Source organism: Chryseobacterium sp. MEBOG06, assembly GCF_021869765.1.
Taxonomy (GTDB): domain Bacteria; phylum Bacteroidota; class Bacteroidia; order Flavobacteriales; family Weeksellaceae; genus Chryseobacterium.
In genome coordinates this window covers 3,844,686-3,868,429 of the sequence record NZ_CP084580.1, presented here as the reverse complement: position 1 = coordinate 3,868,429, position 23,744 = coordinate 3,844,686, and the positions used below count along the sequence as shown (strand labels likewise).

At 36.8% G+C, this 23,744-nt stretch carries 19 protein-coding genes; 12 read left to right on the top strand and 7 right to left on the bottom strand.

The genetic code is table 11. The annotated features are described in order from the left end of the window. The first annotated feature begins 102 nt into the window (after nucleotides 1-102). From LF887_RS17695 to LF887_RS17685, 3 genes are all read left to right on the top strand, one after another. A complete protein-coding gene (locus tag LF887_RS17695; RefSeq protein WP_236855574.1) occupies nucleotides 103-1,632 on the top strand; it encodes an aldehyde dehydrogenase family protein in 1,530 nt (509 codons plus the stop codon). A 252-nt stretch (nucleotides 1,633-1,884) separates the two neighbouring features. Next, nucleotides 1,885-2,919 carry an alcohol dehydrogenase AdhP gene (gene adhP / locus LF887_RS17690; RefSeq protein WP_236855573.1) on the top strand — a complete coding sequence of 345 codons (1,035 nt, stop codon included), beginning with the start codon at nucleotides 1,885-1,887 and terminating at the stop codon, nucleotides 2,917-2,919. Between the two features lie 98 nt (nucleotides 2,920-3,017). Then, complete coding sequence (locus LF887_RS17685) at nucleotides 3,018-3,401, top strand: DUF779 domain-containing protein (protein ID WP_236855572.1); 384 nt, start codon at nucleotides 3,018-3,020, stop codon at nucleotides 3,399-3,401. A gap of 28 nt (nucleotides 3,402-3,429) precedes the next feature. Here the strand turns inward: LF887_RS17685 and LF887_RS17680 are convergent, their stop codons facing one another. Then, nucleotides 3,430-3,957: a hypothetical protein gene (locus LF887_RS17680; RefSeq protein WP_236855571.1), complete on the bottom strand. Its 528-nt coding sequence runs from the start codon at nucleotides 3,955-3,957 to the stop codon at nucleotides 3,430-3,432. Nucleotides 3,958-3,984: 27 nt separating this feature from the next. Continuing rightward, entirely contained in the window at nucleotides 3,985-5,184 is a 1,200-nt protein-coding gene (locus LF887_RS17675) for a dicarboxylate/amino acid:cation symporter (protein WP_236855570.1), read from the bottom strand. Nucleotides 5,185-5,278: 94 nt separating this feature from the next. Here LF887_RS17675 and LF887_RS17670 point away from each other — a divergent pair, with 94 nt between their 5' ends. The 3 genes from LF887_RS17670 to LF887_RS17660 are packed head-to-tail and all read left to right on the top strand — an operon-like array spanning nucleotide 5,279 to nucleotide 7,063. Next, nucleotides 5,279-6,193: a DnaJ C-terminal domain-containing protein gene (locus tag LF887_RS17670; RefSeq protein ID WP_236855569.1), complete on the top strand. Its 915-nt coding sequence runs from the start codon at nucleotides 5,279-5,281 to the stop codon at nucleotides 6,191-6,193. A 3-nt stretch (nucleotides 6,194-6,196) separates the two neighbouring features. Then, the gene (locus LF887_RS17665; protein ID WP_236855568.1) at nucleotides 6,197-6,499 is read left to right on the top strand and encodes a chaperone modulator CbpM; all 303 of its coding nucleotides are present in this window, start codon (nucleotides 6,197-6,199) and stop codon (nucleotides 6,497-6,499) included. Between the two features lie 36 nt (nucleotides 6,500-6,535). Beyond that, nucleotides 6,536-7,063, top strand: coding sequence for a YcxB family protein (locus LF887_RS17660; RefSeq protein ID WP_236855567.1), 528 nt, complete (start codon nucleotides 6,536-6,538; stop codon nucleotides 7,061-7,063). Between the two features lie 92 nt (nucleotides 7,064-7,155). On the opposite strand, the gene LF887_RS17655 is transcribed toward LF887_RS17660, so the two are convergent. Continuing rightward, on the bottom strand, nucleotides 7,156-8,154 hold the full coding sequence (locus LF887_RS17655; protein WP_236855566.1) for a PLP-dependent cysteine synthase family protein: 999 nt from the start codon (nucleotides 8,152-8,154) through the stop codon (nucleotides 7,156-7,158). Between the two features lie 157 nt (nucleotides 8,155-8,311). Next, on the bottom strand, nucleotides 8,312-9,541 hold the full coding sequence (locus tag LF887_RS17650) for an ABC transporter permease (RefSeq protein WP_236855565.1): 1,230 nt from the start codon (nucleotides 9,539-9,541) through the stop codon (nucleotides 8,312-8,314). Between the two features lie 4 nt (nucleotides 9,542-9,545). On the opposite strand from LF887_RS17650, the gene LF887_RS17645 reads away from it, so the two are divergent. After that, nucleotides 9,546-10,742 (top strand): exo-beta-N-acetylmuramidase NamZ domain-containing protein, encoded by a 1,197-nt coding sequence (locus tag LF887_RS17645; RefSeq protein WP_236855564.1) that lies wholly within the window; start codon nucleotides 9,546-9,548, stop codon nucleotides 10,740-10,742. Between the two features lie 201 nt (nucleotides 10,743-10,943). On the opposite strand, the gene LF887_RS17640 is transcribed toward LF887_RS17645, so the two are convergent. Genes LF887_RS17640 through LF887_RS17630 form a run of 3 tightly spaced genes read right to left on the bottom strand, consistent with a single transcriptional unit; the run spans nucleotide 10,944 to nucleotide 12,971 of the window. Then, the gene (locus LF887_RS17640) at nucleotides 10,944-11,150 is read right to left on the bottom strand and encodes a hypothetical protein (protein ID WP_236855563.1); all 207 of its coding nucleotides are present in this window, start codon (nucleotides 11,148-11,150) and stop codon (nucleotides 10,944-10,946) included. A gap of 4 nt (nucleotides 11,151-11,154) precedes the next feature. Continuing rightward, nucleotides 11,155-11,781 (bottom strand): DUF3575 domain-containing protein, encoded by a 627-nt coding sequence (locus LF887_RS17635; RefSeq protein ID WP_236855562.1) that lies wholly within the window; start codon nucleotides 11,779-11,781, stop codon nucleotides 11,155-11,157. 14 nt (nucleotides 11,782-11,795) lie between these two features. After that, the gene (locus LF887_RS17630; protein ID WP_236855561.1) at nucleotides 11,796-12,971 is read right to left on the bottom strand and encodes a thioredoxin family protein; all 1,176 of its coding nucleotides are present in this window, start codon (nucleotides 12,969-12,971) and stop codon (nucleotides 11,796-11,798) included. Nucleotides 12,972-13,332: 361 nt separating this feature from the next. Between LF887_RS17630 and LF887_RS17625 the strand changes: the two genes are divergently transcribed. The 5 genes from LF887_RS17625 to LF887_RS17605 all read left to right on the top strand — a co-directional run bounded on the left by LF887_RS17625 (nucleotide 13,333) and on the right by LF887_RS17605 (nucleotide 23,128). Further along, complete coding sequence (locus tag LF887_RS17625) at nucleotides 13,333-14,916, top strand: histidine kinase (protein WP_236855560.1); 1,584 nt, start codon at nucleotides 13,333-13,335, stop codon at nucleotides 14,914-14,916. Nucleotides 14,917-15,027: 111 nt separating this feature from the next. Further along, entirely contained in the window at nucleotides 15,028-17,616 is a 2,589-nt protein-coding gene (locus tag LF887_RS17620) for a zinc-dependent metalloprotease (protein ID WP_410680254.1), read from the top strand. Nucleotides 17,617-17,622: 6 nt separating this feature from the next. Next, the gene (locus LF887_RS17615) at nucleotides 17,623-20,955 is read left to right on the top strand and encodes a SusC/RagA family TonB-linked outer membrane protein (RefSeq protein ID WP_236855558.1); all 3,333 of its coding nucleotides are present in this window, start codon (nucleotides 17,623-17,625) and stop codon (nucleotides 20,953-20,955) included. Nucleotides 20,956-20,967: 12 nt separating this feature from the next. Further along, nucleotides 20,968-22,287 carry a RagB/SusD family nutrient uptake outer membrane protein gene (locus LF887_RS17610; RefSeq protein ID WP_236855557.1) on the top strand — a complete coding sequence of 440 codons (1,320 nt, stop codon included), beginning with the start codon at nucleotides 20,968-20,970 and terminating at the stop codon, nucleotides 22,285-22,287. A gap of 79 nt (nucleotides 22,288-22,366) precedes the next feature. After that, complete coding sequence (locus LF887_RS17605; protein ID WP_236855556.1) at nucleotides 22,367-23,128, top strand: LytR/AlgR family response regulator transcription factor; 762 nt, start codon at nucleotides 22,367-22,369, stop codon at nucleotides 23,126-23,128. Nucleotides 23,129-23,744: the final 616 nt, after the last annotated feature.

Below are 23,744 nucleotides of genomic sequence, written 5' to 3'. Positions count from 1 at the left end.
TGGTTGTCTGCATTATTCTGCACTTTTTTTGTACGATTGTGCTATTGTTTTTTTTTGTGTACCTGTAATTTGGCATTATTGAAAAATTAAAACAATACTAATATGAGCACTCTTACAGAACCAAGACCAGCAACCCTTTTGCAACGCCCCGAGTTCAAAAGCAGATATGATAATTATATTGACGGAAAATTCACACCACCCGTTAAAGGGCAGTATTTTGATGTAATATCTCCCGTTGACGGAAAAACTTTTACTCAGGTAGCCCATTCATCCAAAGAAGATTTGGAACTCGCTGTAGATGCTGCTGAAAAAGCATTTCAAAGCTGGAAAAATACCTCATCCACAGAAAGAAGTATTATTCTGAACAAAATTGCAGACAGAATAGAACAAAATCTGGAATATCTTGCTACAGTAGAAACGATAGACAATGGTAAAGCAGTGAGAGAAACCCTTGCAGCAGATATGCCGTTGGCTATCGATCACTTCAGATACTTTGCTTCCGTGATTCGTGCAGATGAAGGCTCTCATAACGAACTGGATAAAGATACCGTTTCTCTTATTGTACACGAACCTCTTGGAGTAATTGCGCAGATCATCCCTTGGAATTTTCCGATCCTGATGGCAGTATGGAAGCTGGCACCGGCATTGGCAGCAGGTAACTGTGTCGTTTTAAAACCCGCAGAAAGTACACCTGTTTCCATTATGGTGATGATGGAATTAATAGGAGATCTCTTACCGGCAGGAGTAGTGAATATCGTTAACGGATTTGGGGCAGAACTGGGACGTCATTTGGTGACCAATCCTAAAGTGGCAAAAGCAGCTTTTACCGGTTCCACAGCTACAGGACGCCTCGTAATGCAGTATGCAACAGAAAATATTATTCCGGTAACACTGGAATTGGGAGGGAAATCACCGAATGTTTTCTTTACCTCAGTGATGGATGCCGATGATGAATTTCTAGACAAAGCTATTGAAGGAGCCGTTCTTTTTGCGCTTAATCAGGGAGAAATCTGTACCTGCCCTTCCAGATTGCTGGTTCAGGAAGATATCGCTGATGCTTTTATTGAAAAAGTAATTGAAAGAGTAAAAGCAATCAAAGTCGGAAATCCATTGGATAAAACCGTGATGATGGGAGCGCAGGCTTCAAAGATTCAGAAAGATAAAATACTTTCTTACATTCAGTTAGGGAAAGATGAAGGAGCAGAAGTATTGGTTGGCGGAGAAGTTAATCATCTGGGAGAAGACCTTGATGAAGGTTTCTATATTCAGCCTACCATTTTCAAAGGACATAATAAGATGAGAATCTTCCAGGAGGAAATTTTTGGTCCGGTACTCGCTTTTACGACATTTAAAGATGAAGAGGAAGCCGTAAAAATTGCGAATGACACCATTTATGGCCTTGGAGCCGGAGTATGGACTAGGGATGCACACCAGTTGTACAATATTCCGCGCCAGATTGAGGCAGGAAGAGTATGGGTAAACCAATATCACTCTTATCCGGCAGGAGCGCCTTTTGGAGGGTATAAGCAGTCGGGGATAGGAAGGGAAAATCATAAGATGATGCTTGACCATTACCGTCAGACTAAAAATATGTTGATATCCTACAACAAAAACAAATTAGGATTCTTTTAATATTAATTTTAGGACGTGCCCGACTGCCCTGGCTTTTCCGGGGAAGTCGGTCGGGCTATCCAGGGCTGCACTTCGTTTCGGTGCTCCATTACATTGCGCACCGGCTCGTTCCTCGCCGCCCTTCCTATCCCTCACGCAGAATAATATCAGTCTTATGGATTGATTATTAATTGAAAATAGTAAATCTGATTACCAACTTTTGCAGACATCATTACAGATTTGCCTGTAAAAACCTAACTCAAAAAATAAAATATGATTCCAAAAACAATGAAAGCCGCGGTAGTTCAAGGCTACGGCCAACCCCTGAAAATAGAAGAAGTTCCTGTAAGAGCACCTGGAAGATATGAAGTATTGGTAAAAGTAATTGCCTGTGGAGTTTGCCATACTGACTTACATGCGGTAGATGGTGACTGGCCTGCAAAACCTAAAATGCCTCTTATCCCGGGACATGAAGGAGTAGGAATTGTAGTGGCCTGTGGACCTGAAGCTTTCGTAAAGGAAGGAGATGCGGTAGGAGTTCCATGGCTGTACAGTGCCTGTGGATGCTGTGATTACTGTATCACGGGATGGGAAACCCTTTGCGAGGCTCAGAAAAATGGAGGTTATAGTGTAGACGGAGGTTTTGCAGAATATGTGATTGCAGATTCCAGATACGTAGGACATTTAAAATCTGATGTTAACTTTTTGGAAATAGCACCTATCTTATGTGCCGGTGTTACGGTTTATAAAGGATTAAAAGAAACAGAGACAAAACCGGGAGAATGGGTAGCCATCTCAGGAATCGGAGGATTAGGACACGTAGCAGTTCAGTATGCGAAAGCAATGGGAATGCACGTGGCAGCTATTGACGTATCAGACGATAAGCTTGATCTCGCCAAAAAATTAGGAGCAGATCTTGTAGTCAATGCTAAAAATACTGATCCCGGAGAATATTTACATAAAGAAGTAGGCGGAATGCATGGTGCATTGATCACTGCGGTCTCTCCAATAGCTTTCAAGCAGGGAATAGATGTGCTGAGAAGAAAAGGAACCATTGCCCTTAACGGGCTTCCTCCAGGATCATTTGAACTTCCTATTTTTGAGACTGTTTTAAAAAGAATTACAGTAAGAGGATCTATTGTAGGAACCAGAAAAGATATGCAGGAAGCTTTAGATTTTGCTAATGAAGGGCTTGTGAAAGCTACTGTGACTGCTGCGAAATTAGAAGATATTAATGATGTTTTTGACAAAATGAAAAAAGGACAGATTGATGGCAGAATCGTTTTAGATATTGCCGGCTCAAATTAGATAATGTTGTGTTTCTGATCCCCGTAATCATTTATTTTACCGGGATCTTTTTTTAAACAAGAAAGAATATCTTTCTTTATAAGGTTAAAATAGTAAAAATGGAAACAAAAATACAAAGACTGTCCGCAACAGAAGAAGCTCTTGAAGTCATCCGCGAGCTGGAAGATAAATATGGGCCATTGATGTTTTATCAGGCAGGAGGATGCTGCGAAGGGACACAGCCGCAGTGTTTCGAAAAAGGAGGATTTTTTCCCAGAATGAATGATGCAATGATTGGAACGATCAATGGATATGAATTCTGGATAGACCGCGATCTTTTTGAGTACTGGAAATATTCACACTTCACACTGGATGTTACAGATGGGTTCGGTCCCGGAGGCTTTTCTCTTGAAACCCCTTTAGGCAAAACCTTTAAAGTTCATTATAGACTTTTTACACCTGAAGAATATGAAAATTTAGAACCTGTACAACGAAGCGAATAAAACTTCAATAGATAGAAATGTATTGCTTTTAGTGTGTTACAGAAAAATCCTTTTGAGTAATATTACCAATCACTTTTTCAAAATCATATTTACCTCTTGTAATCTCTCTTTTCAAAACGAAATAGTGACTTACTGCCATTATAGATGAGATTCCAATAAAAACAGAATCTTCACCGCTATTTTTTATATTAACGGCTACCGCGAATAAAAAAAAGCACCATAAAAGTATGAAGGTGAAAATTTGAAATAAGGTAGGGATATATTCTATAGAAACGATTGTTATATTATTCTGATCATGCAGGCTTCCTTTTATCACCGGATAATTCATATTGATATCAAAGAAACGCCTTCTTGTCTTAATTGTAAAGCTGTTTTCTTCAATTTTCCCCCGGTATTCAAACCTTGTGGGGATAGCAGGATCTCTGATCAGCGATATGAAGGTTGTATTGGTTTTATACGTTATTTTCCATAAGTTCTGAACCAGCTCAGTTCTGGCTGTATTGACCTCAATGTAAGACTGGTCATATAAACCGATATTTTTTAACAATGAATTCATTGTGCAGAAAGAGTTTTATAAATAAATTCAGACCTTGACAAACCGGTTGACAAACATGGCCGCGACAATATCTCCCACCGCATTCAGTACAGTTGCTAGAGGATCTACTAATGTTCCGATAATCATGACAGCCGGTATCGCTTCCTGTGGCAGCTTATAAACAGAGATCATCAGCATCTCACCAATATACCCGCCATTGGGAATGCCACCCGCTACTATACTTACAAAAACTGTGATTCCTAATGCCAGAAGTAAATTAGCCGGATCAAAGAAATCTTTTCCAATAATTAAAAAAGCGACATAGATTTTGATAATGGATGACATGGACGATCCATTTTTATGCAAAGTTGTCCCAATAGGAATTACCAGATTAGCAATTGAATTGGGGATCCCGATCTTGGATGCTGCCTGTAAATTTGCAGGCATCGTAGCAAAACTGCTACAGGTACTTATTGCTGTAAGAGTGGGGTAGATCGCATTTTTCCAGAAACTTTTAACTCCTTTCTGACCACTCGCCATAAAGGCATATATTGAAAAGAAAACAAGGAAATAAACTATTCCTGCAATATAGTAAAGACCTAAAGGCTTAGCATAAAACCCGAAAAGCTGCGGCCCCAAAGTAGCCACCTGATAAGCAAAATAAGCCCCTAGACCAATCGGAGCAAGCTTCATTACCAATAAAAGCAGCTCTTTCATTACTTCATATCCTGAAGCGATAAAAACTCTGAACGGTTGACCTTTCTCTCCGGTTTTTCTCGCAGCAAAGCCTGTAAGGAAAGCGAATACCAAAAGCGCGAGCATATTTCTTCGTGAGAAAAGCTCTGTAAATTCTCCTACAGTAAAGAAGCTTACAATTCTGTTGCCCCAGCTTTCCTGATCAGCGGCTTCATTCATTATTTCAGAACTTCCCGAAATTCCGGAAACAGGAAAAAGATAAACAGCACAAATGGTGAAAATAGCTGCAGTCAGAATAAAAAATAAGAAAGTAAGGGACATGGTAAGAATGATTTTCCCAAACTTGGACTGCTGTTCCAGAGAGGCAATGGAGTTGGATACCGCAAAAAATACAAGAGGTACCACACTTACAAAAAGAAGATTAAGGAAAATATCTCCCAATGGTTTAATATATTCTACAAAATTCGGAGCTACAATTCCTATGATGCTTCCAACAGTAATTCCTAAAAGTAAAAATATAATTCCGGAATAGTTTTTCAATACCTCTTTCATGGGGGCACTTTTTATCAAAGATAAGTTTATTTTTAACACTTCGTTATACAATTTTCAGGCCTAAATTTCATAAATTTGAGTAAACAACGTTTCTATGGCTTATATAGATTACTATAAAATTTTAGGCGTAGATAAAAGCGCAACCCAGGATGACATTAAAAAGGCGTATCGAAAACTGGCCAGAAAACTGCATCCGGACCTTAATCCTGATGATAAGGAGTCAGAAAGAAAATTCAAAGAGCTGAATGAAGCCAATGAAGTTCTCAGCAACCCCGAAAATCGTTCCAAATACGATAAGTACGGTGAAAACTGGAAGCATGGCGAAGAATATGAGAAAGCTCAGCAGCAACAAAGACAATATCAGCAGCAACAGAACTATGGAGGAGATTTCTCCGGAACCGATTTTGGTGAAGGGGAAGATTTTTCAGATTTCTTCCAGAGTATGTTCGGTGGAGCGGGAGGAGGATTTGGGAAAAGTTCAAAAGGAAGGGCTTCAGGAAAGTTCAAAGGCCAGGATATACAGGCTGAGTTGAACCTAAATTTAAGAGATGCTGCCAAAACACATCCCCAAACCTTTGAAATCAATGGAAAGAAAGTAAGAATTACTATTCCTGCAGGAGTCTATGACGGACAGCAGATCAAATTAAAAGGACATGGAAATCCGGGCGTAAACGGAGGTCCTAACGGGGATTTATATATTACTTTTAATATTCCCGTGGATCCGGATTTTGAAAGAGTTGGTAATGATCTGAAAACTAAAGTGACGATAGATCTTTATACCGCTGTTTTAGGAGGTGATATAAAAGTGAATACTTTAGACGGAAGCGTAAATCTTAAAGTAAAACCGGAAACTCAAACCGGAATTACCGTAAGATTGAAAGGAAAAGGATTCCCTGTCTACAGAAAAGAAGGAGAATATGGAGACCTTTTTGTGACCTACGAAGTGAAACTGCCTACCAATCTTACAGAAAAGCAGAAAGAACTTTTTGAACAACTAAAAAATTCCTAAGCTATGAGTGAAAGAATATCACGGGAAGAGCTCGTAAAAATTTATAACATAGAAATTACTTTTTTTGATGAACTGGTAGATTATGGTCTGCTTCATATTCAGATAGAAAATGATATTCAGTATCTGACGTATGAAGATTTGCCGGATCTTGAAAAATTCGCCAACTGGCATTATGATCTTGAGATCAATCTGCCCGGCTTGGAAGTAGTTCATAATATGCTGAAAAAGCTGGATGCTTTAAACAGAAGAAATAGAGAATTAATGAATAAACTTTCTGCAATAAGTGATCAATATGAAGATATTTAGTTTAGTTTTGTAGCTTTTTAAAGCAAATTCTATAATATGAGTGAGGAGAAGGTGATTACCTTAAAACCGGAGAGAAAAATTTTTGAAGATATTTATTTTAGTGGTAACCAGGGAAGTCTGCTTTTTTCTCCAACCACTAAAAGTAAAACGATCATGACTATTGTATCAGTGATTATTTTACTGATCGCATTTCTTTTTAAAGATAGTCTGAGCAAGGATAGTGTAGGAGTTTTATATTTCCTCAGCTTTATATTTTTGCTTTGTGCCATTTTCTTATCTGTAAGTATTAATAAAGTCTCAAGATGGAAAAAACAGGTAAGCAATTATTTAAAAGTACTTGAAAAATGTAAGATATATGAGATCAGATTTGATCAGAATTTTTTTACAGTGAACATTGACGGAGAAAAAGAGACCAGTGAGTGGAAAGATTTTGAATATGTTGACAGCAATAATGATTTCATTTCTCTCGAAGGAAAGTACAGCTATATGTTTCCCAAAAAGTCTATGAGTGAAAAAGAATATAGTTTACTCAAGAAAACGTGTAAAGAAAATATCAAACTATAAAAAACCGGAGCAAAATAACTTTGCTCCGGTTTTTTTATCTATCAGCGGGTTTATCAATCATTTGATTTGTTTTATCCGCTTTTCAGTACTATTTAGCCTTCTTTGTTTTCTTCCAGCCAGCCCATTTCCTTCATCCACTCGTCATTGTAGATTTTTCCTACATATCTGGAGCCGTGGTCGTGAAGTAAAACAACTATAACATCATCTTTCGTGAACTGATCTTTCATCTGGATCAATGACGCAATTGCACTCCCTGCAGAATATCCACAGAAAATACCTTCTTCTTTAGCCAGTTTTCTGGCATACACAGCACCATCTTTATCTGTAACTTTTTCAAAATGGTCGATGACAGCCATATCATAGTTCTCAGGAATAATATCTTCCCCAATTCCTTCTGTAATATAAGTATAGGCATGATCATAATGAAGTTCTCCAGTTTCATGGAATTCCTTCAGGATAGAACCATAGGTATCCACTCCGATTACTTTGATGTTTGGATTCTTTTCTTTAAAGAAAGTTCCACATCCTGTAACTGTACCTCCTGTTCCTGCTCCCGCTACAAAGTGAGTCAGCTTTCCTTCTGTCTGTTCCCAGATTTCAGGAGCTGTTGATTCGTAATGGGCTGTTCTGTTGGATAAGTTGTCATATTGGTTTACATACCATCCGTTTTCTGTTTCTTTTGCCAGTCTTTTGGAAACTGAATAATAAGAACGCGGATCTGTAGGTTTCACATCTGTAGGGCATACAATTACTTCAGCTCCTACAGCACGAAGAATATCACATTTCTCTTTTGACTGCTTGGAATTGGTTACAAAAATACATTTGTAGCCTTTGATGATCGCAGCAAGTGCCAATCCCATTCCTGTATTTCCGGAAGTTCCCTCAATGATGGTGCCTCCAGGTTTTAATCTGCCGTCTTTTTCAGCATCTTCTATCATTTTAAGAGCCATTCTGTCCTTCACGGAATTTCCGGGATTGAATGTTTCTACTTTTGCCAAAACTAATGCCGGGAAATCTTCTCCAAGTACCTTGTTAAGTTTTACCAGTGGTGTATTACCTATAGTTTCAAGAATATTTTTTGCGTATTTCATAAATGTTTTATAAGCAGTGCAAAGATAATGCTTTTAAATTATTTGCGCTGTGGGAAGATCATGATAATAGATAACCAAGACTGAAACAATTCAAAAGAGATCCATAACTTTCAATTATCAATTATCAATTATCAATTATCAATTATCAATTATCCGGTTAGTTGTATTTTATAGCCTTCACCGGAGAAATCTTACTGATCAGATAACTAGGAATAATCAATGCTAATCCTGAAATAATCAGAATTCCTACAGAGATAGAGATAATAGCAATAGGATTAAGGTCTACCGGAACAGTACTTACATAATAATTTTCCGGGTTAAGTTTTATAATTCCAAAGAATTTTTGAATCAAAATAAGGCCTAGTCCTATAGCATTTCCGTACAACAATCCTGGTATCATAATAATCAGGGTATAATTGATGAAGGTTGCTCTGATCTGTGAATTGCTGGCTCCTAATGTTTTTAGCAAACCGATAGAATTTGTTCTTTCAATAATAAGGATCAGAAGAACCATAATAATATTAATGACGACTACAATCAGCATTATGATAATAATCAGAGCAATATTGGTGTCAAAAATACTAATCCAGTCGGTGATCTGAGGGAATTTTTCTGTCGCTTTTTCAGCATAGTTCTTGTAACCGATCAGCTTTTCTATTTCAGGAAAATCTTTGTCGATATCATTTACGTTTTTGAAGAAAATATCTATTCCACCAATCTCATCAGACTTCATATCCTGAATTTTTCTCACATGATTGATTCCGCCGATAACAAATTGATCATCAATCATTTTTATGTCCGTTCTGTAGATTCCAAGAACTCTGAATTTACGATAGATAGGCTTTTGGTCAGCTTTTGAAAATACAGTAACAATGCTGTCGTTTACTTTTAGGTGAAGATCGTTGGCAGTTTTTTGAGAAATGGTAACATCATTATTGAATCCCTTTTCCGTTACTTTTGGAGTCGTTCCGGCAATAAGAAATTTCTTGAACCGTAAGCTATCAAAATCCTTTCCGATTCCTTTAAAGATAATTCCTGCAAAATTATGCTCATTACGCATAATTCCCGTAACTGTTGCATACTTTTGGATACTTTCCACATCAGGAAGTTCTTTTATTTTTGCAATATTCAGCCCCTGATTATCCAGAACAGAAGTATTGTAAGATGAATTCGACCGTGTGGATCTTATAGTGATATGCCCGCTGAAATCTGCAAGTCTCTCTTTAATAGCTTTTTTGGAACCAAAACCTGTGGCTACGGTAATTAAGGAGACAATGATCCCCAAAGCTACAGAAAGCCTGCCAATGAAGATGATAACCCTTGAAAGGTTATTTTTGTTATCTTTGGAAAATGCTATTTTTCTAGAGAAATATAAAGGAAATTTCAAGCTTATGAATTTAGATTTCAAAATTAAAAATTTACTTCTGATTTGCCTAATTTTTTTAGGAGTATTCAACCAATATTATTCTCAAACTCAAGTTCAACCGGATTTTAAAACCGGAGCTGATCAACCTGATGTATATTTACCATTATTAAAAGGTAAAACAATTGGGGTAGTAACCAATCAGACCGGTTTAATGAATGACAGAACACATCTGGTGGATTTTCTGGTGAAAAAAGGAGTGAAGATAAAAGCTATTTTTGCACCGGAACATGGTTTCAGAGGAGATGCTGATGCAGGAGCAAAAGTTAAGAATGGAGTAGATGTGAAAACGGGAATTCCCATTATTTCTTTATATGCCAGTAATAAAAAACCAAAGCCAGAACAATTGGAAGGAATTGACCTTGTAGTTTTTGATATTCAGGATGTAGGTGTAAGATTTTATACGTATATCTCTACGCTGACTTATCTAATGGAAGCAGGTGCCGAAAATAACGTTGAGGTAATGGTACTGGACCGCCCAAATCCGCACGATGGGTATACTGATGGGCCGGTATTACGAAAAAAATGGACAAGCTTTGTAGGGATGCATGAAGTACCTGTGGTATATGGGCTTACTATAGGCGAGTATGGAAAAATGGTGAATGGTGAAAGATGGCTTAAAAATGGTGTTCAGGCTAAGTACACTCTTATTCCTATGAAGAATTATCACAAGAAACAGCGGTATCCGATATTGGACAAACCTTCTCCTAATTTACCCAATGATAAAGCAATCAATTTATATCCAAGTCTGTGCTTTTTTGAGGGAACGCAGGTTTCTGTAGGGAGAGGAACAGATTTACCCTTCCAGATTTATGGATCCCCATGGACGGAAAGTCTGCCTTATCAGTTTACACCTAAGCCAAGCTATGGGGCAAAAGATCCTTTCCTGAACGGGAAATTGTGTTATGGGGAAAATCTTGCCAATTATCCTAAAAATTTAAGAGAGCTAAACCTTGAATGGGTAATCAAAGCCTATAAGAATTATAAAAACCCTCAATTGGATTTCTTCCTGAAAAACCTTTGGTTCGATACCTTATCCGGAACTGATGAGTTGAGAAAACAGATCATTGCCGGAAAATCAATTCCGGAAATTAAAGCTTCATGGAAAAAAGATCTTGAAAGTTTCGAAAAGATCAGAACTCAATATATTGTTTATGAAGATTAATTCATCTGAGTTCTGAAATAAAAATTATGGTTTTAATGAAGCCGATAAAATGGATAAAATAAAAATAAAGTACAGTGTTGAGCTGTACTTTATTTTTTTATTCTTTTTTAGGCAATTCTATTTTGTAATAGTTGACAGGAGTGTCCGGCTTGTGTTTTCCAGTTTTCAACCCTTAAAATTTAATCCTCCAGCAACGATTGATTAATCAAAGTTCTGCGGTGGACTTTTATCATTTTTTCCTTTGTTGATAATAAACAAACCTACAGTAAGTCCTATAACCCCTGCAAAAGCAGTTAATAAAGCTCTTTGCAGTTTATCCGGAAGATCATTCCCGATGTAGTTCATTAAAAAAAGAATCACAAATGTGATCACTGAAATAATAATATGGTTTTTTCCGAATGGTTTCATTATGCTATTTAAGTTTATAGGATATCATTACACCTCCTCTGTATGGGATGATTTCGCCGCTTTTATTAAATTTATCAGCAGAATCATAACGTCTGCCAGTTGTTCTGTCATATCCTTTATAAAAATCTTGAGAGGTACCTACTGTCGCATAGATATCAAGATTTAGACGGTCAGACAACTGAAATTGATATCCTCCGGTGATTCCCAGTGTTACAGAATATCCTTTTTGATAGAGATTGGAGTTTATAAGAATTTCTCCATTCCAATTTTCGCCGGCTCTATCATTCCAATAACTCCATTTTTGAAGCTTATAAGCTGAAGCTCCTATATTGGCTCCTATATACCAATGTTTAAACGCTTCTTTAAAATAATATCTTCCCTCCACAGAAATAGAATAAATTTGCATTTCATGCCCTGCAAAAGATTTCCATGGTGAGATGAGAATGTCTCCCTGAAGAGTATATTTCGAGCTTAGTTGTTTTTCTAAACCAACATTTAAAACTCCCAGAGGAATAAATAAAGCATTTCCTTTTATATATAAACTTTTATCCTGCGCTTGTTCCTGTTCCTGGGCGCTCAGGGTTCCTGCTGACAGGAATGCTAAAATGCCCGCTATTAATTTATATTTCATTCGGTATGTTATGTTTATTTTATCTGACTTAATAAATCTTCTGCTAATTTAGAATCTTTATTGGCCTGAGCAGCCATATTCTTAGACATCTCAGCATAGCTTTTTGCCGGTTCATTATTACCTGTTAGATAATAAAGCTTGGCAAGTATGTAGGTGTTTTCTGAAGTTTCTCCCGTCATTACAGATTTTTCTGCCCATTCTGTTGCCTTTTTCAGTGAAGATACAGTTTTCACATGATCTGCAAATACCCAGGCAGCTCTTAAGAGTTCATTCGGATCGAATCCTTCAGCATTTTTGTAATAATCTACTGCCGCTTTTTCGTACTCAGGGAAATTGGCATTCTGTTCATAATAGCTGAGTTTAGTCTGATTAAGTTTTGTAATTGCAGCTTGTTTACCTACCAATGGTTCAGCTATTTTTAGGAAGTAATCATCATTGATTCTTTTGTTTTTATCATCAATAGATTGTTCCACCACTTTAGCTAATTTTAATTGAGCATCAAATTCATTATAAGTTTCTTCAGGCAGATATTTTACAATTTCTGCTTTTCTGGAGGTGAAGACGCTGTAATTGTTATCTTCAGATGATTTTATAAAGTAAAGTAGAAATCCGATGTCATCTTTTGAAAGTTCTTCAGTTTTCTTTTTGTTTTGAAAATATCTTTCAGAAGCTTTTTTGGCAAAGTCATAGTCTGAATTGGCGTTGAGTTTTATGATGTTAATCAGAAACTCCGGATTTTTTTCTCCATTGGCAAAACGTTCTTTCAGAGAGCCTTTTTGATTTCCTGGTGAATTGATATCCTGAGCCATTGCTACAAACATACTTTCTTCCATGTAACCTGTATTTCTGGAAACAAGTTCTCCTTCGCCATTCAGGAAAAGGTAAGTAGGATAAGAACGTACGCCAAATTTAGCAGCGATCTCACGGCCTTCCCCTTTTTCCATATCAAACCTTGCATTGATGAAGTTGGTATTATAATAATTGCTGACAGATTTCTGATTGAAAACATTTTTCTCCATCATTTTACAGGGACCACACCATGAAGTATAGGCGTCGATAAAGACCAATTTCTTTTCCTTTTTGGCTTTTGCGATAATATCCTTGAATGGCAGTTCCTGAAACTGAATATTCTCTTGAGCAGAGATGATGATAGCACAAAAAATAGATATCCCGGAGATGATCTTCTTCATTTTCAAATAAGATTTGAAGCGAAGATAATTAATTTTCAAAATATAAAGAGCTGAATCTGCCGATTGAATAATTATATTAACTAATTTTAAGATTTAACATTTGTTTGGCTCCTTATATTTTCTACGAAATATATATAGAAAATTATTCTTTTTGTATTCTGTACTTCAGATTTCAAACACTAATCATTTTCATCTATTAATCAATGTTTTAGCAAATTTTACTGGAATATTTCTGATTTTCCAAAGATGATTTATATCAATGATACTAATTATAAAATAATTCACTTTATGGTCCTGAAACCTTTGTTATAATTTTGCAAACGAACAGATTACCTGTAAGAAAATATTATTTTAGAAAGAATTGAGTATTAATTTTAAACACACCTTATCTCAAAAATCCATTTATATTGCCGCCTTGTCTGCCTGCTTAATTGCTGTGGTAGCATTTGCTGTATTAAGTTTTTTAATAACCCGGGACAGCAGGAAAAATACAGAAGATTTTGCAAAAAGAACCTTCTACCGTAAATATGAATCCATAGAAAATGAGTTCAGAAATATTGAGGAGTATCAATATCTTCTACGTGCTCTGATTCAGAAAGACGGCCTGAAAAATTATAAGGATTATTCTTCCGTTTTAAATGACCTTAATAAAAAAAGAAACCTTTTACCTTACAGTTGGTATTATTATGATAACAGTGCTACGGGGAGATCTGTGAGTAACAGTCCTTTGTCCGATATTTTCAAAAAAACGGATAGCACAGAAAAATCTATTCCATTGAAAAATAATGGATCCGGACACTTCAAAGATCTTTTGATCACTCGTAAAGACAGTATGTTCTGGATGAGCTATGACTCTCTGTCCATGCCAGATAAGAATGTTCTGTATTATGGTTCTACGGTAAGTCTTGATGACCTCCATCAGTATTTTATCAATGTAGATAAGACTTCCAATACCTATGCTTATGTTTTTACCAAAGAAGGTATTTGTATTACCCATCCTGAGAAGAAATATCTGGGAAAAAATATCTTTCAGTTTACAGACATTAAGCCTAAAGATACTCTGTGCAGTAAAGTTAAATCCGGATATACTCAAAATATTGCCATTTCGGAATATCTGGGGGTAGAGGTTACCCGCTTTATAAAACCATTGCGGACAGACAACTTTGAAGGATATACCGTCGTCAATCATGTTAATTTCATTATTGATGAAAATGTATATAAAGTAAAAGCCTATACCACTTTTATATTTCTGGCGGCCTTGCTTCTCATAGTAGCTGTTTTTATCCTGTTTCAAAGAGCTGCCAATATTGCCTACCGGGAAAAAGAAAAAATACAGTCTGAAAAGAACTTACTATTGATAGAGAATGAGAAAATGCATAAAGCGGAAGTGATCAATCAGCTTCAGCAGCTTAAGAATAATATCAATCCGCATTTTCTTTTCAATTCTCTTAATTCTCTTTATATGCTTATCGGTATCAGTAAAGAGAATGCACAGAAATTTACCATGAATCTCTCTAAGATTTATAGGTATCTTATTGTACCTCCAAAAGAGAATATTGTTCAGGTTTCACAGGAAATCAGTTTTATTCAGAAATATATGGAGCTGCTGAAAAGCAGATTTGACGAAGAATTGAATTTTGAATTAATTATTAATGATGAGAAAAGTTTAGAAAAAAGAATTCCTTATTTGTCGCTTCAGATTGTAACAGAAAATGCGATAAAACACAATATAGCAACCATAGATCAACCTTTGGAGATTGTTATTATAGTGAATGAAGACGGGATTGTAGTAAAGAATACATGGCAGCCAAAGACCGAGCAGGTAGAAGGAGAAAAGTTTGGGATTGATTATTTGAATCAAATTTATGAATATTTTAGGATTAATTCTCTTAATATATCTGTAGATGGTGAATATTTTATATGTTTTTTACCATTATTAAAGTGAAAATAAAAATCCATTCACTCCCGAAAATCAACCTCTCACTCCCTAATATTATATAATAATTCACTATACCTATAGCTTTGCTGGCTGAAACTAAGATATTTACTATTTGGAATGAATCGGACTATTTTAATGAAGAATTACAGACTTGCACTGTATTTAGGACTGGCTATAGCTTCACCTGCAGTAATGGCTCAGAAAAAAGATACAGTAAAAGTTAATAAAGACAAAGCTGATAAGACTGAAGCATCATCATCATCAAAGAAAACAAAAAAAATTGAAGACCTGATCAAAAAAGGAACTTATAAAAAAGGACTTTTTAATACGATTCAGGTGAAAACAGATGTTTATTTTGAAATTCCGGACAGCTTGATGGGACGCCAGTTTTTGGTGGTTAATAAACTTTCTCAGGTACCGATGCAGGTAAATGAGGCTGGTTTGAACAAAGGGATGAACTATGAGAATAAGATCATTTCTTTTCACCGTGATAACGTAGCCAAAAAAGTTTGGGTGAAAACTTCGGATGTAAAAGTATCATCTCCTAAAAATGATGCCATTACAAAATCTGTAAAAGATAACTTTTCAGAATCTGTAATTGAGGTTTTTGATATTGAAGCGCAGAACAGTGACTCTACAGCAGTCGCAATTAAAGTAAACAAAGTATTTGATGGAAATCAGAAAAGCTTTAATGATGTTCTTGCCAATGTAGGTCTGGGAGGATCTGTGAAGTCAAGCCTTTCCTATGTTGAAGGAGTGAAGACCTTTCCTAAAAATATTGTTGTCAAATCTCAACTGACTACTTCTGTGAATGAAGGTGGAGTAGATCTTCCTGTAACCCTTGGAGTAACTACCAATCTTGTACTGCTTTCCAAAGTACCTATGAAACCAAGAATCTCTGATCAGAGAGTAGGGTTTTTCAGTGAAAAGCACTGGGCGTTCAATGACCGTCAGCAGAAGATGGATGAGAAATTCTTCATTACCAGATGGAATCTGGAGCCGAAAGACGAAGACAAAGAAAAATATCTGAGAGGGGAGCTGGTAGAGCCGAAGAAACAGATCGTTTATTATATAGACCCTGCTACTCCAAAACAATGGCGTGAAAAGATCATCGCAGGAGTGTATGACTGGCAGGCTGCTTTCGAACAGGCAGGTTTTAAAAATGCGGTTATTGCAAAAATGCCGGATGAGAAAGATGAGGATTTTGATATTGATGATGTAAGATATTCTGTGATCACCTATGCTGCTTCTCCTAAATCAAATGCAATGGGGCCTTCAGTAGTAGATCCCAGAAGCGGTGAGATTATTGAAGCTGATATTATCTGGTGGCATAATGTAATGACTTCTCTTCAGGAATGGATGAGAATTCAGATAGGACCTATCGATCCTAGAGCCAGAGGAAACAAATTCAGCGATGAATATATGGGAGAGGCGATCCGGTTCGTTTCATCTCATGAGGTAGGACATACTTTCGGATTGAAGCACAATATGGGATCTTCTTTTGCATTTCCTGTAGAATCACTTCGTTCGAAAGAATTTACCGATAAAATGGGGGGAACAGCTCCTTCTATTATGGACTATGCGCGTTACAATTACGTAGCTCAGCCGGAAGATGGAGTTACCGCAATCACTCCGAAGATCGGAATTTATGATAAATATGCTATAGAATGGGGGTACAGATGGTATCCGGATGAATTCTCTGAGAAAAAAGCGCTTAGAAATTTAATAGAAAAACATCAGGATGATCCTTTATATTTCTATGGTGAGCAGCAAAGTTATTTAGAAACTATTGATCCGCGTTCACAATCCGAAGATCTTGGGGATGATGCTATGAAAGCCAGCGAATACGGGCTGAAAAATCTGAAAATTGTCATCAATAATCTTTTACAATGGACCTATGAAGACGGTAAAGATTATACAGATGCAGGGAAGCTTTATTTAGGAGTGATCGGTCAGTGGGACTTGTATACAGGTCATGTGATGGCTAATGTAGGAGGGATTTATCTGAACAATACCAATTTCGGAAATAAGAAAAAAGCGTATGAAGCAGTTCCTGCTGAAACTCAGAAGAGAGCAGTTGATTACCTGATTAAAAATTCTATCAACCTTCCGGAATGGTTGTTCTTTAACCCGATTTCAGAAAAGACCTATCCTGTGAAAAATTCACCGATGGGACCTTTTGAACAGACTCCGTATACTTTAGCAAGAGGAATGCAGTATGGGAACATCTACTCCCTGCTTATGGATGACAGACTGCTTAGGTTGCTTGAAAATGAATTGAAAAATGAGGTTTCAGGTTCAAAGGAAGAAATCTATACGGTAGAGAACCTTTTTGATCAGCTAAGAGGGGCTATTTTCAATAAGAAAGGAACCCTTACTATTCTTGAAAGAATGACGCAAAAGAACTATGTGGATGCTCTTATCGTTTCTGTGAACAAATTGTTTGAAAAAACAGCAGTGAAAGGATTAAAGGTAGATAATACCCTGAATATGCCGCTCATCTGTAATTTCCACGGAGATGATAAAGAACTTAGGAATATTAACTATTCATCCATGAAAAGGGTATCTGAAGTGACTACTTACAAAAGAGCAGAGCTACAGAAGGTACTGGATCTTCTGAACAGGACCAGATATAAAGGAGATGATGCTTCCAGAGCTCATTACACAGACTTAATTATTCGCATTGAAGAGGCTTTAAATAAATAATCGGCTATGAAAAAAACTCTAATACTTTTACCTCTTTTGGCTGCCAATATAGCGCTAGCCCAGCAAAAGAAAACAATCACCGGAAAAATAGAAGATGGAAATACTTCTCATACTATTTCTGGTGCATCTATAAAAATAGAAACACAGTCTGTTTCTACAAAAACCGATTTGGAAGGAGTTATTGAAAGTGTATCAGTAGGTACAGTGACCGATAAGGACGGAAAATTTACTCTGGAGCTTCCTGCAGATATTAAGTCTGTATCAGTAAGCTATCCGGGATATGAATCAAGAACCATTCAGATCAATGACGGGCAGACCAATTATACAATAAGACTGATTCCTGAAGTTTCTGACAAGAATAAAATACAGGAAGTAATCATTACCGGATATCAGAAAATTGAAAAACGCAAGCAAACCTCAGCTGTTTCTACAGTGAAGATGGATAATATCAACCAGGCAGGGGTAGCAAGTATAGACCAGATGTTATCCGGACAGATTGCCGGGGTAGCCGTTACTCCGGAAACAGGAGCTCCGGGAAGTCCTGCGAAGATCAGAATCAGGGGAACAGCTTCTCTTTCCGGTCCGCAGGATCCGCTATGGGTAATTGACGGTCTTCCGTTGGAAGGAAATGATGTGCCTAACTTTACCGATAAAGATAATATTGACCAGCTTCAGAACTTCTCTATTGCAGGACTGAACCCCAATGATATTGAAGATATCACCATTTTAAAAGATGCTGCTGCTACCGCAATTTATGGAGCCAGAGCTGCCAATGGGGTAATTTCCATTACCACTAAAAAAGGGAAAAAAGGAACCATGAAAGTGAACTTTTCAGCGGATACCTTTATTACATCCCGTCCGGATTTCAATAAACTGAATCTTTTGAATGCTTCTGAAAAAGTAGATCTGGAATTAATGCTTGCAAAACGTGCCGATCTTACCTATCGTGATGATAAAGGAGAGGTGATGAGAATTTTGACTAAAAATAATCAGCTTGATGCCTTTAGAACCGGAGGATTAGACGCATTGAATCCTTTCACACGCCAGCAGATTAATGGCTTAAGAAACGGTAATACAGATTGGGGTAAACTGTTGTACAGAAACGCGATCAACAAACAATATGGATTAAGTGTTTCCGGAGGAAGTGATCGTGCAGATTACTATTTCTCTCTGGGATACTATGATGAAGAAGGAACAACTATCGGTACAGGTTTTAAGCGTTACAACCTGACTTTAAAAAATAATTATAAATTAAGCGATAAGTTAAATGCAGGAATCTCTATTTTCGGAACGCAAAGCGAACGTGAATCATTTGTAACAGACGCCGATGCTTCAATAAACCCTGTTAATTACTCAAGAAATGCCAATCCTTATCTGAAACCTTTCAATGCAGACGGAAGCTACAACTATGATAAAGATATGGATGGTTATGCAGATCGTTATGTTCCTTTTAATTTTCTTGAAGAAAGAGAGAATACAAACTATTCACTGAAAAATAACTCTTTGAAAGCGATTTTAGATTTAGAATATAAAGCTTCCAAAAGTTTAAGATTTACCTCTCAGTTAGGTCTTCAGTATGATACCAACAAAACAGAGAAATTTGCTGCAGAGAATACCTACTTCACCAGAAAAATGAGAGAAAGTACCCGTTATTACAAAGACGGTAAATACAATTACTTTCTACCAGCTGGTGCTGTAAAACAAAACTGGGATAACGATTTCTTCCAGTACAACTGGAAATTGCAGGCGGCGTACAGCACGAAAATCAATTCAAAACATGAAATTGATTTGATGGCAGGAACGGAAATCCGTAAAACAGAGGATAATACGACCATTACAAGAGCTTTTGGGTATGATCCGAAGACCAGAACAGCTACGGCAATTGTTTTCCCGAATTCAGGTTTTGCGGCAGATAAAAGATATGAAACATACCGTGAGGCAGCTCCTATAGAGAATGCCTATGCTTCTATGTTTGCTACGGCATCTTACACCTACGATCAGAAATATACATTTTTCGGAAGTGTAAGATATGACGGAACTAACCTTTTTGGTGTGAATAAAAAATATAAATACCTTCCAATATGGGCCGTTTCAGGATCATGGCTGGTGACGAAGGAAGACTTCATGAAAAACGTTTCTGCGGTATCTAACCTTAGATTGAGAGCATCTTATGGTCTTCAGGGGAATATCGACAGAAATACATCGCCATTCTTTATTGGTGAATACAATGATGCAACGATTCTTCCGGGAATGAAAGAAGGTGTCATCAATGTTATCAGCCCGCCGAATGATAAATTGAGATGGGAAAAAACCACCAACACTAACGTTGGGCTTGATTTAGGATTGTTCAATAACCGTGTTAGCCTTACCGCTGATGTTTACAGCAGAAAAGGAACAGATATGATCAGTATGAGAGAAACTCCTCTTGAAACAGGGTTTGAATACACGATGATGAACTGGGGAAGCTTGACCAACAAAGGTTTTGAATTGGCAATATCTACCAGAAACATCAATCATGATAATTTCAAATGGACTACTACGATCAACTTTGCACACAACAAGAGTAGAGTGTTGAGTGAGCAGCCTCGTGAAAATGCTTTCCTTCCTTCAAGAGAAGGTCTGCCTGTAAATGCAGTTTTTGCTTTGAAAACGGCAGGAATGGATGAACACGGAAATCCATTGTTTTGGAAAGGGGATCAAAAGATTTCAGCAGCAGAATTCTTTAAATTATATGATGTGTATGCAGATTTCCTTCCGGGACAGCTTGTGGACACGAAACTTTCAAACGCTGAGCTGAGAAGCCTGTTTACCTATGTAGGAGATAGAGATCCGAAATTTACCGGAGGTATTATCAACACATTTAAGGTAAGTGATTTTGATCTTACCATCTCTGCAACATTCAATCTGAAGCAGACGGTAATGAGAACACCTTCTTACCGAGGTATGGATCTGGATAGAGGAAGAAATTACACAAGAGATATCTATGAAGCAGGAGGTTCGCTTCCGGGCATTACAAGTCCTGATATGGACGCTAATCCGGACGGATGGATGGCGAACAAATGGTTTGCCGGAAACCGCTCAAGCGCATACAATCTGCTTGATGTATGGGCAAAAGAGATCAGCTATATTAGAATCAGCAGTATCCGTTTAGGGTATACGCTTCCTAAAGAGTTTACAAATCCTATGGGGATCAGTAGTTTGAGACTGAGTGTTGAAGGGCGTAACCTTTTTGTATTCAGTAATGGATATAAAGGATATTTTGATCCGGAAACGTATGGTAATATTTATGCACAGCCTATCACCAAGTCGGTGACCGTAGGATTTAATGTTTCTTTTTAAAACTTGAGAAAAATGAGAAAAATTACAACAATCATAGCGCTTGCCGCAATCAGCTTTATCAGTATCGGATGTGACAGGTTTTTAGATATTCAGCCAGAAGGAAAGGTTATTCCTACCACCGTTGAAGATTACCGAAAAGTACTTACATCAGCCTATTCAAAATATCCTGTTCACAAATCGCTGATAGCCCTTCGTACCGATGAGACAAATATTGATGACAATGGAGTAGATTTTATTTCTTATCGTGAAATTGCGATGTGGAGGGATTCGAACTATGATTCTACCTCTGCGGAGCTTCCTTGGTTAAGCTTTTATAACGTGAACTTCTATCTGAATCAGATCATCAACGAAGGAAGTAAAACAATGCAGGATTCTCCAGAAAGGAATCAGATTCTAGCAGAAGCATATGCTCTTCGTGCTTATTTGTATTTTGATATGGTGAATTTATATGGGAAACCGTACAACAGTACTACAGCTTCTACAGACAGAGGTGTTCCGATCAATCTTGAAATTGATCTTGAGGAGGTATTGAAGCCATCTTCCGTGCAGGAAGTATACAATCAGTTGCATTCAGACCTTAAAAAAGCAGAAGATCTGATGGTAGAGCAGAAGCAGGCATTAGGAGTAAGCTACAGATTTTCAAAGACAGCATTGCTGGCTTTTGAAGCAAGAACAGCTCTATATGAAGGAGACTGGAACAAAGCTGTAAACTATGCAGATCAGGTATTAGCGGTAAAAGGAGATTTGAGTAATTTGAATACAGCAAGTACTCCGCCTAACCACTATGCTTCTCCGGAATCTATCATGGCGTTGGACAATACCTGGGATAACTCTATAAAGAACTTATCTTTTGCATCTCCGGAATTGATTTCTTCATACAATACTACTGCAGATAAAAGGTTTGGCATGTATTTTGAAAAAAATGGAAGTAAGTATAAAGTCATTAAAGGAGGAAGCTTAGAATTCAAAGTGTCTTTCAGAACAGCAGAGCAGTATTTTATAAAATCTGAAGCATTATTAAAGTTAAATAAACTTAGCGAGGCTAAAGAAACACTTCTGAAAGTATTGAAAAACAGATATACTCCTGACGGGTATACTTCAGTACAAAATACAGTGTCTTCAATGGATTCTACAGCATTCATGAACTTTATCCTAGATGAAAGATTCAGAGAATTTGCTTTGGAAGGCCAAAGATGGTTTGACTTAAGAAGAGCAAATCAGAAAAAAATAAGCCATACAATAAGTGGCAAAGAATATATTCTTCAGCAAAATGATCCGAGATATACCATTGAATATCCGATGAGTGCGAAGAAGAATAACCCCAATCTATAGAACTTCATATCAAATTCAATACAGAGGAAACCGCTTGAACTTAATTGTTTTAGCGGTTTTTTTGTACTTTTGCACCGTTATGAAAATTGCCATTATAGAAGATGAACTGCTAGCTGTGAATTATCTGAAAAATCTTTTGGATACACAGAGCATAGTCCCTGTTACAGAGACTGTTATTCTTCGTTCCAAAAAACAGGCAATTGATTTTTTTGAGACAGATTCTGTTGATCTTATCTTTATGGATATTCATCTTGGTGACGGGATGAGTCTGGAAATTTTCGAACATGTAGAGCTTTTTACCCCTATTATTTTCATTACCGCATTTGATGAATATGCTATGAGAGTCTTCAGACATTTTACAATCGATTATCTTCTGAAACCTTTCGAGGAGGAAGATCTGCATAAAGCTTTGCATAAATTCATCTCCATAAGAAACAATTTTGACCCTGAGCCTGTGCTTAGGTCCATTTCTTCATTACGTCAGACAGAAGATGAGATGATGAAGCGTTTTATGGTGAGAGAAGGGAATAAGCTTAAATCAATAGACGAGCATAATACCGCTTATTTTTTTGCATCGGGGAAATATCTTTTCCTTACTACAAAAGATCATCAGACCTATATTTACGACGATACCATCAAAGATATTATTCAGAAGTTGAATCCTGATATTTTCTTTAAAATAAACCGTAAGTTTATCATTAATAAAGAAGCCGTTTCAGAAATTATCAAACATTCCAGTCAGAAAGTAGAGCTCAGACTTTCGCCTGAACCTGAGGTGAATACTGAAATATTTATCAGTAAAATACAAATTTCTGAATGCTTAAACTGGCTGAACAGCTGAAGCCTATAAATTCAGTTAGGAAATATATGACCGCTAATTCCCACTGCTGATCAAATAATACTAAAATGGAATTAAAAGAATCCTCCAGGCAAAGGATTGAAGATGTGGAGTTTGGCATTAGAAGCAGCCTCGTCTTGTATAAAGGAGTGCTCTATACAGGATATGTGATTTTTTCACAAGTACCCGAATGGAATTGTTCAGGCAGAAATAGAATATAAAGATGGTAGTCATATCGGAGGAGAGAATGAGTACAATGAAAAAGGAATTCTTATCTATTCGTGTTTTTCAGTGGTGCCAACCACTCAGGAAGTATATGGGTATAATGATCAGGGAAACCTTCAGGACTATTATACACTTTAATTATGGAAGAGAGGATTAGAAAAGTTTTTTAGTAAAAAGTTCACAGACCAGGGTTTTTCGTGCATTTATGATAAAATAAAAAGTCTTTTTTCCAGTATCAAATAAAAAGATCAGAGAAGTGCTAAAAAAACTTAAATTTGTTACAAAGAACACTCTTTAATAAGGTACAGATTGAAATGCTTTTTTGGTAATATTTTTGATGTAATTGGTTGCCTTATATATTTACTTTTAAACTAAAACTTGTTGAAAAAAAATT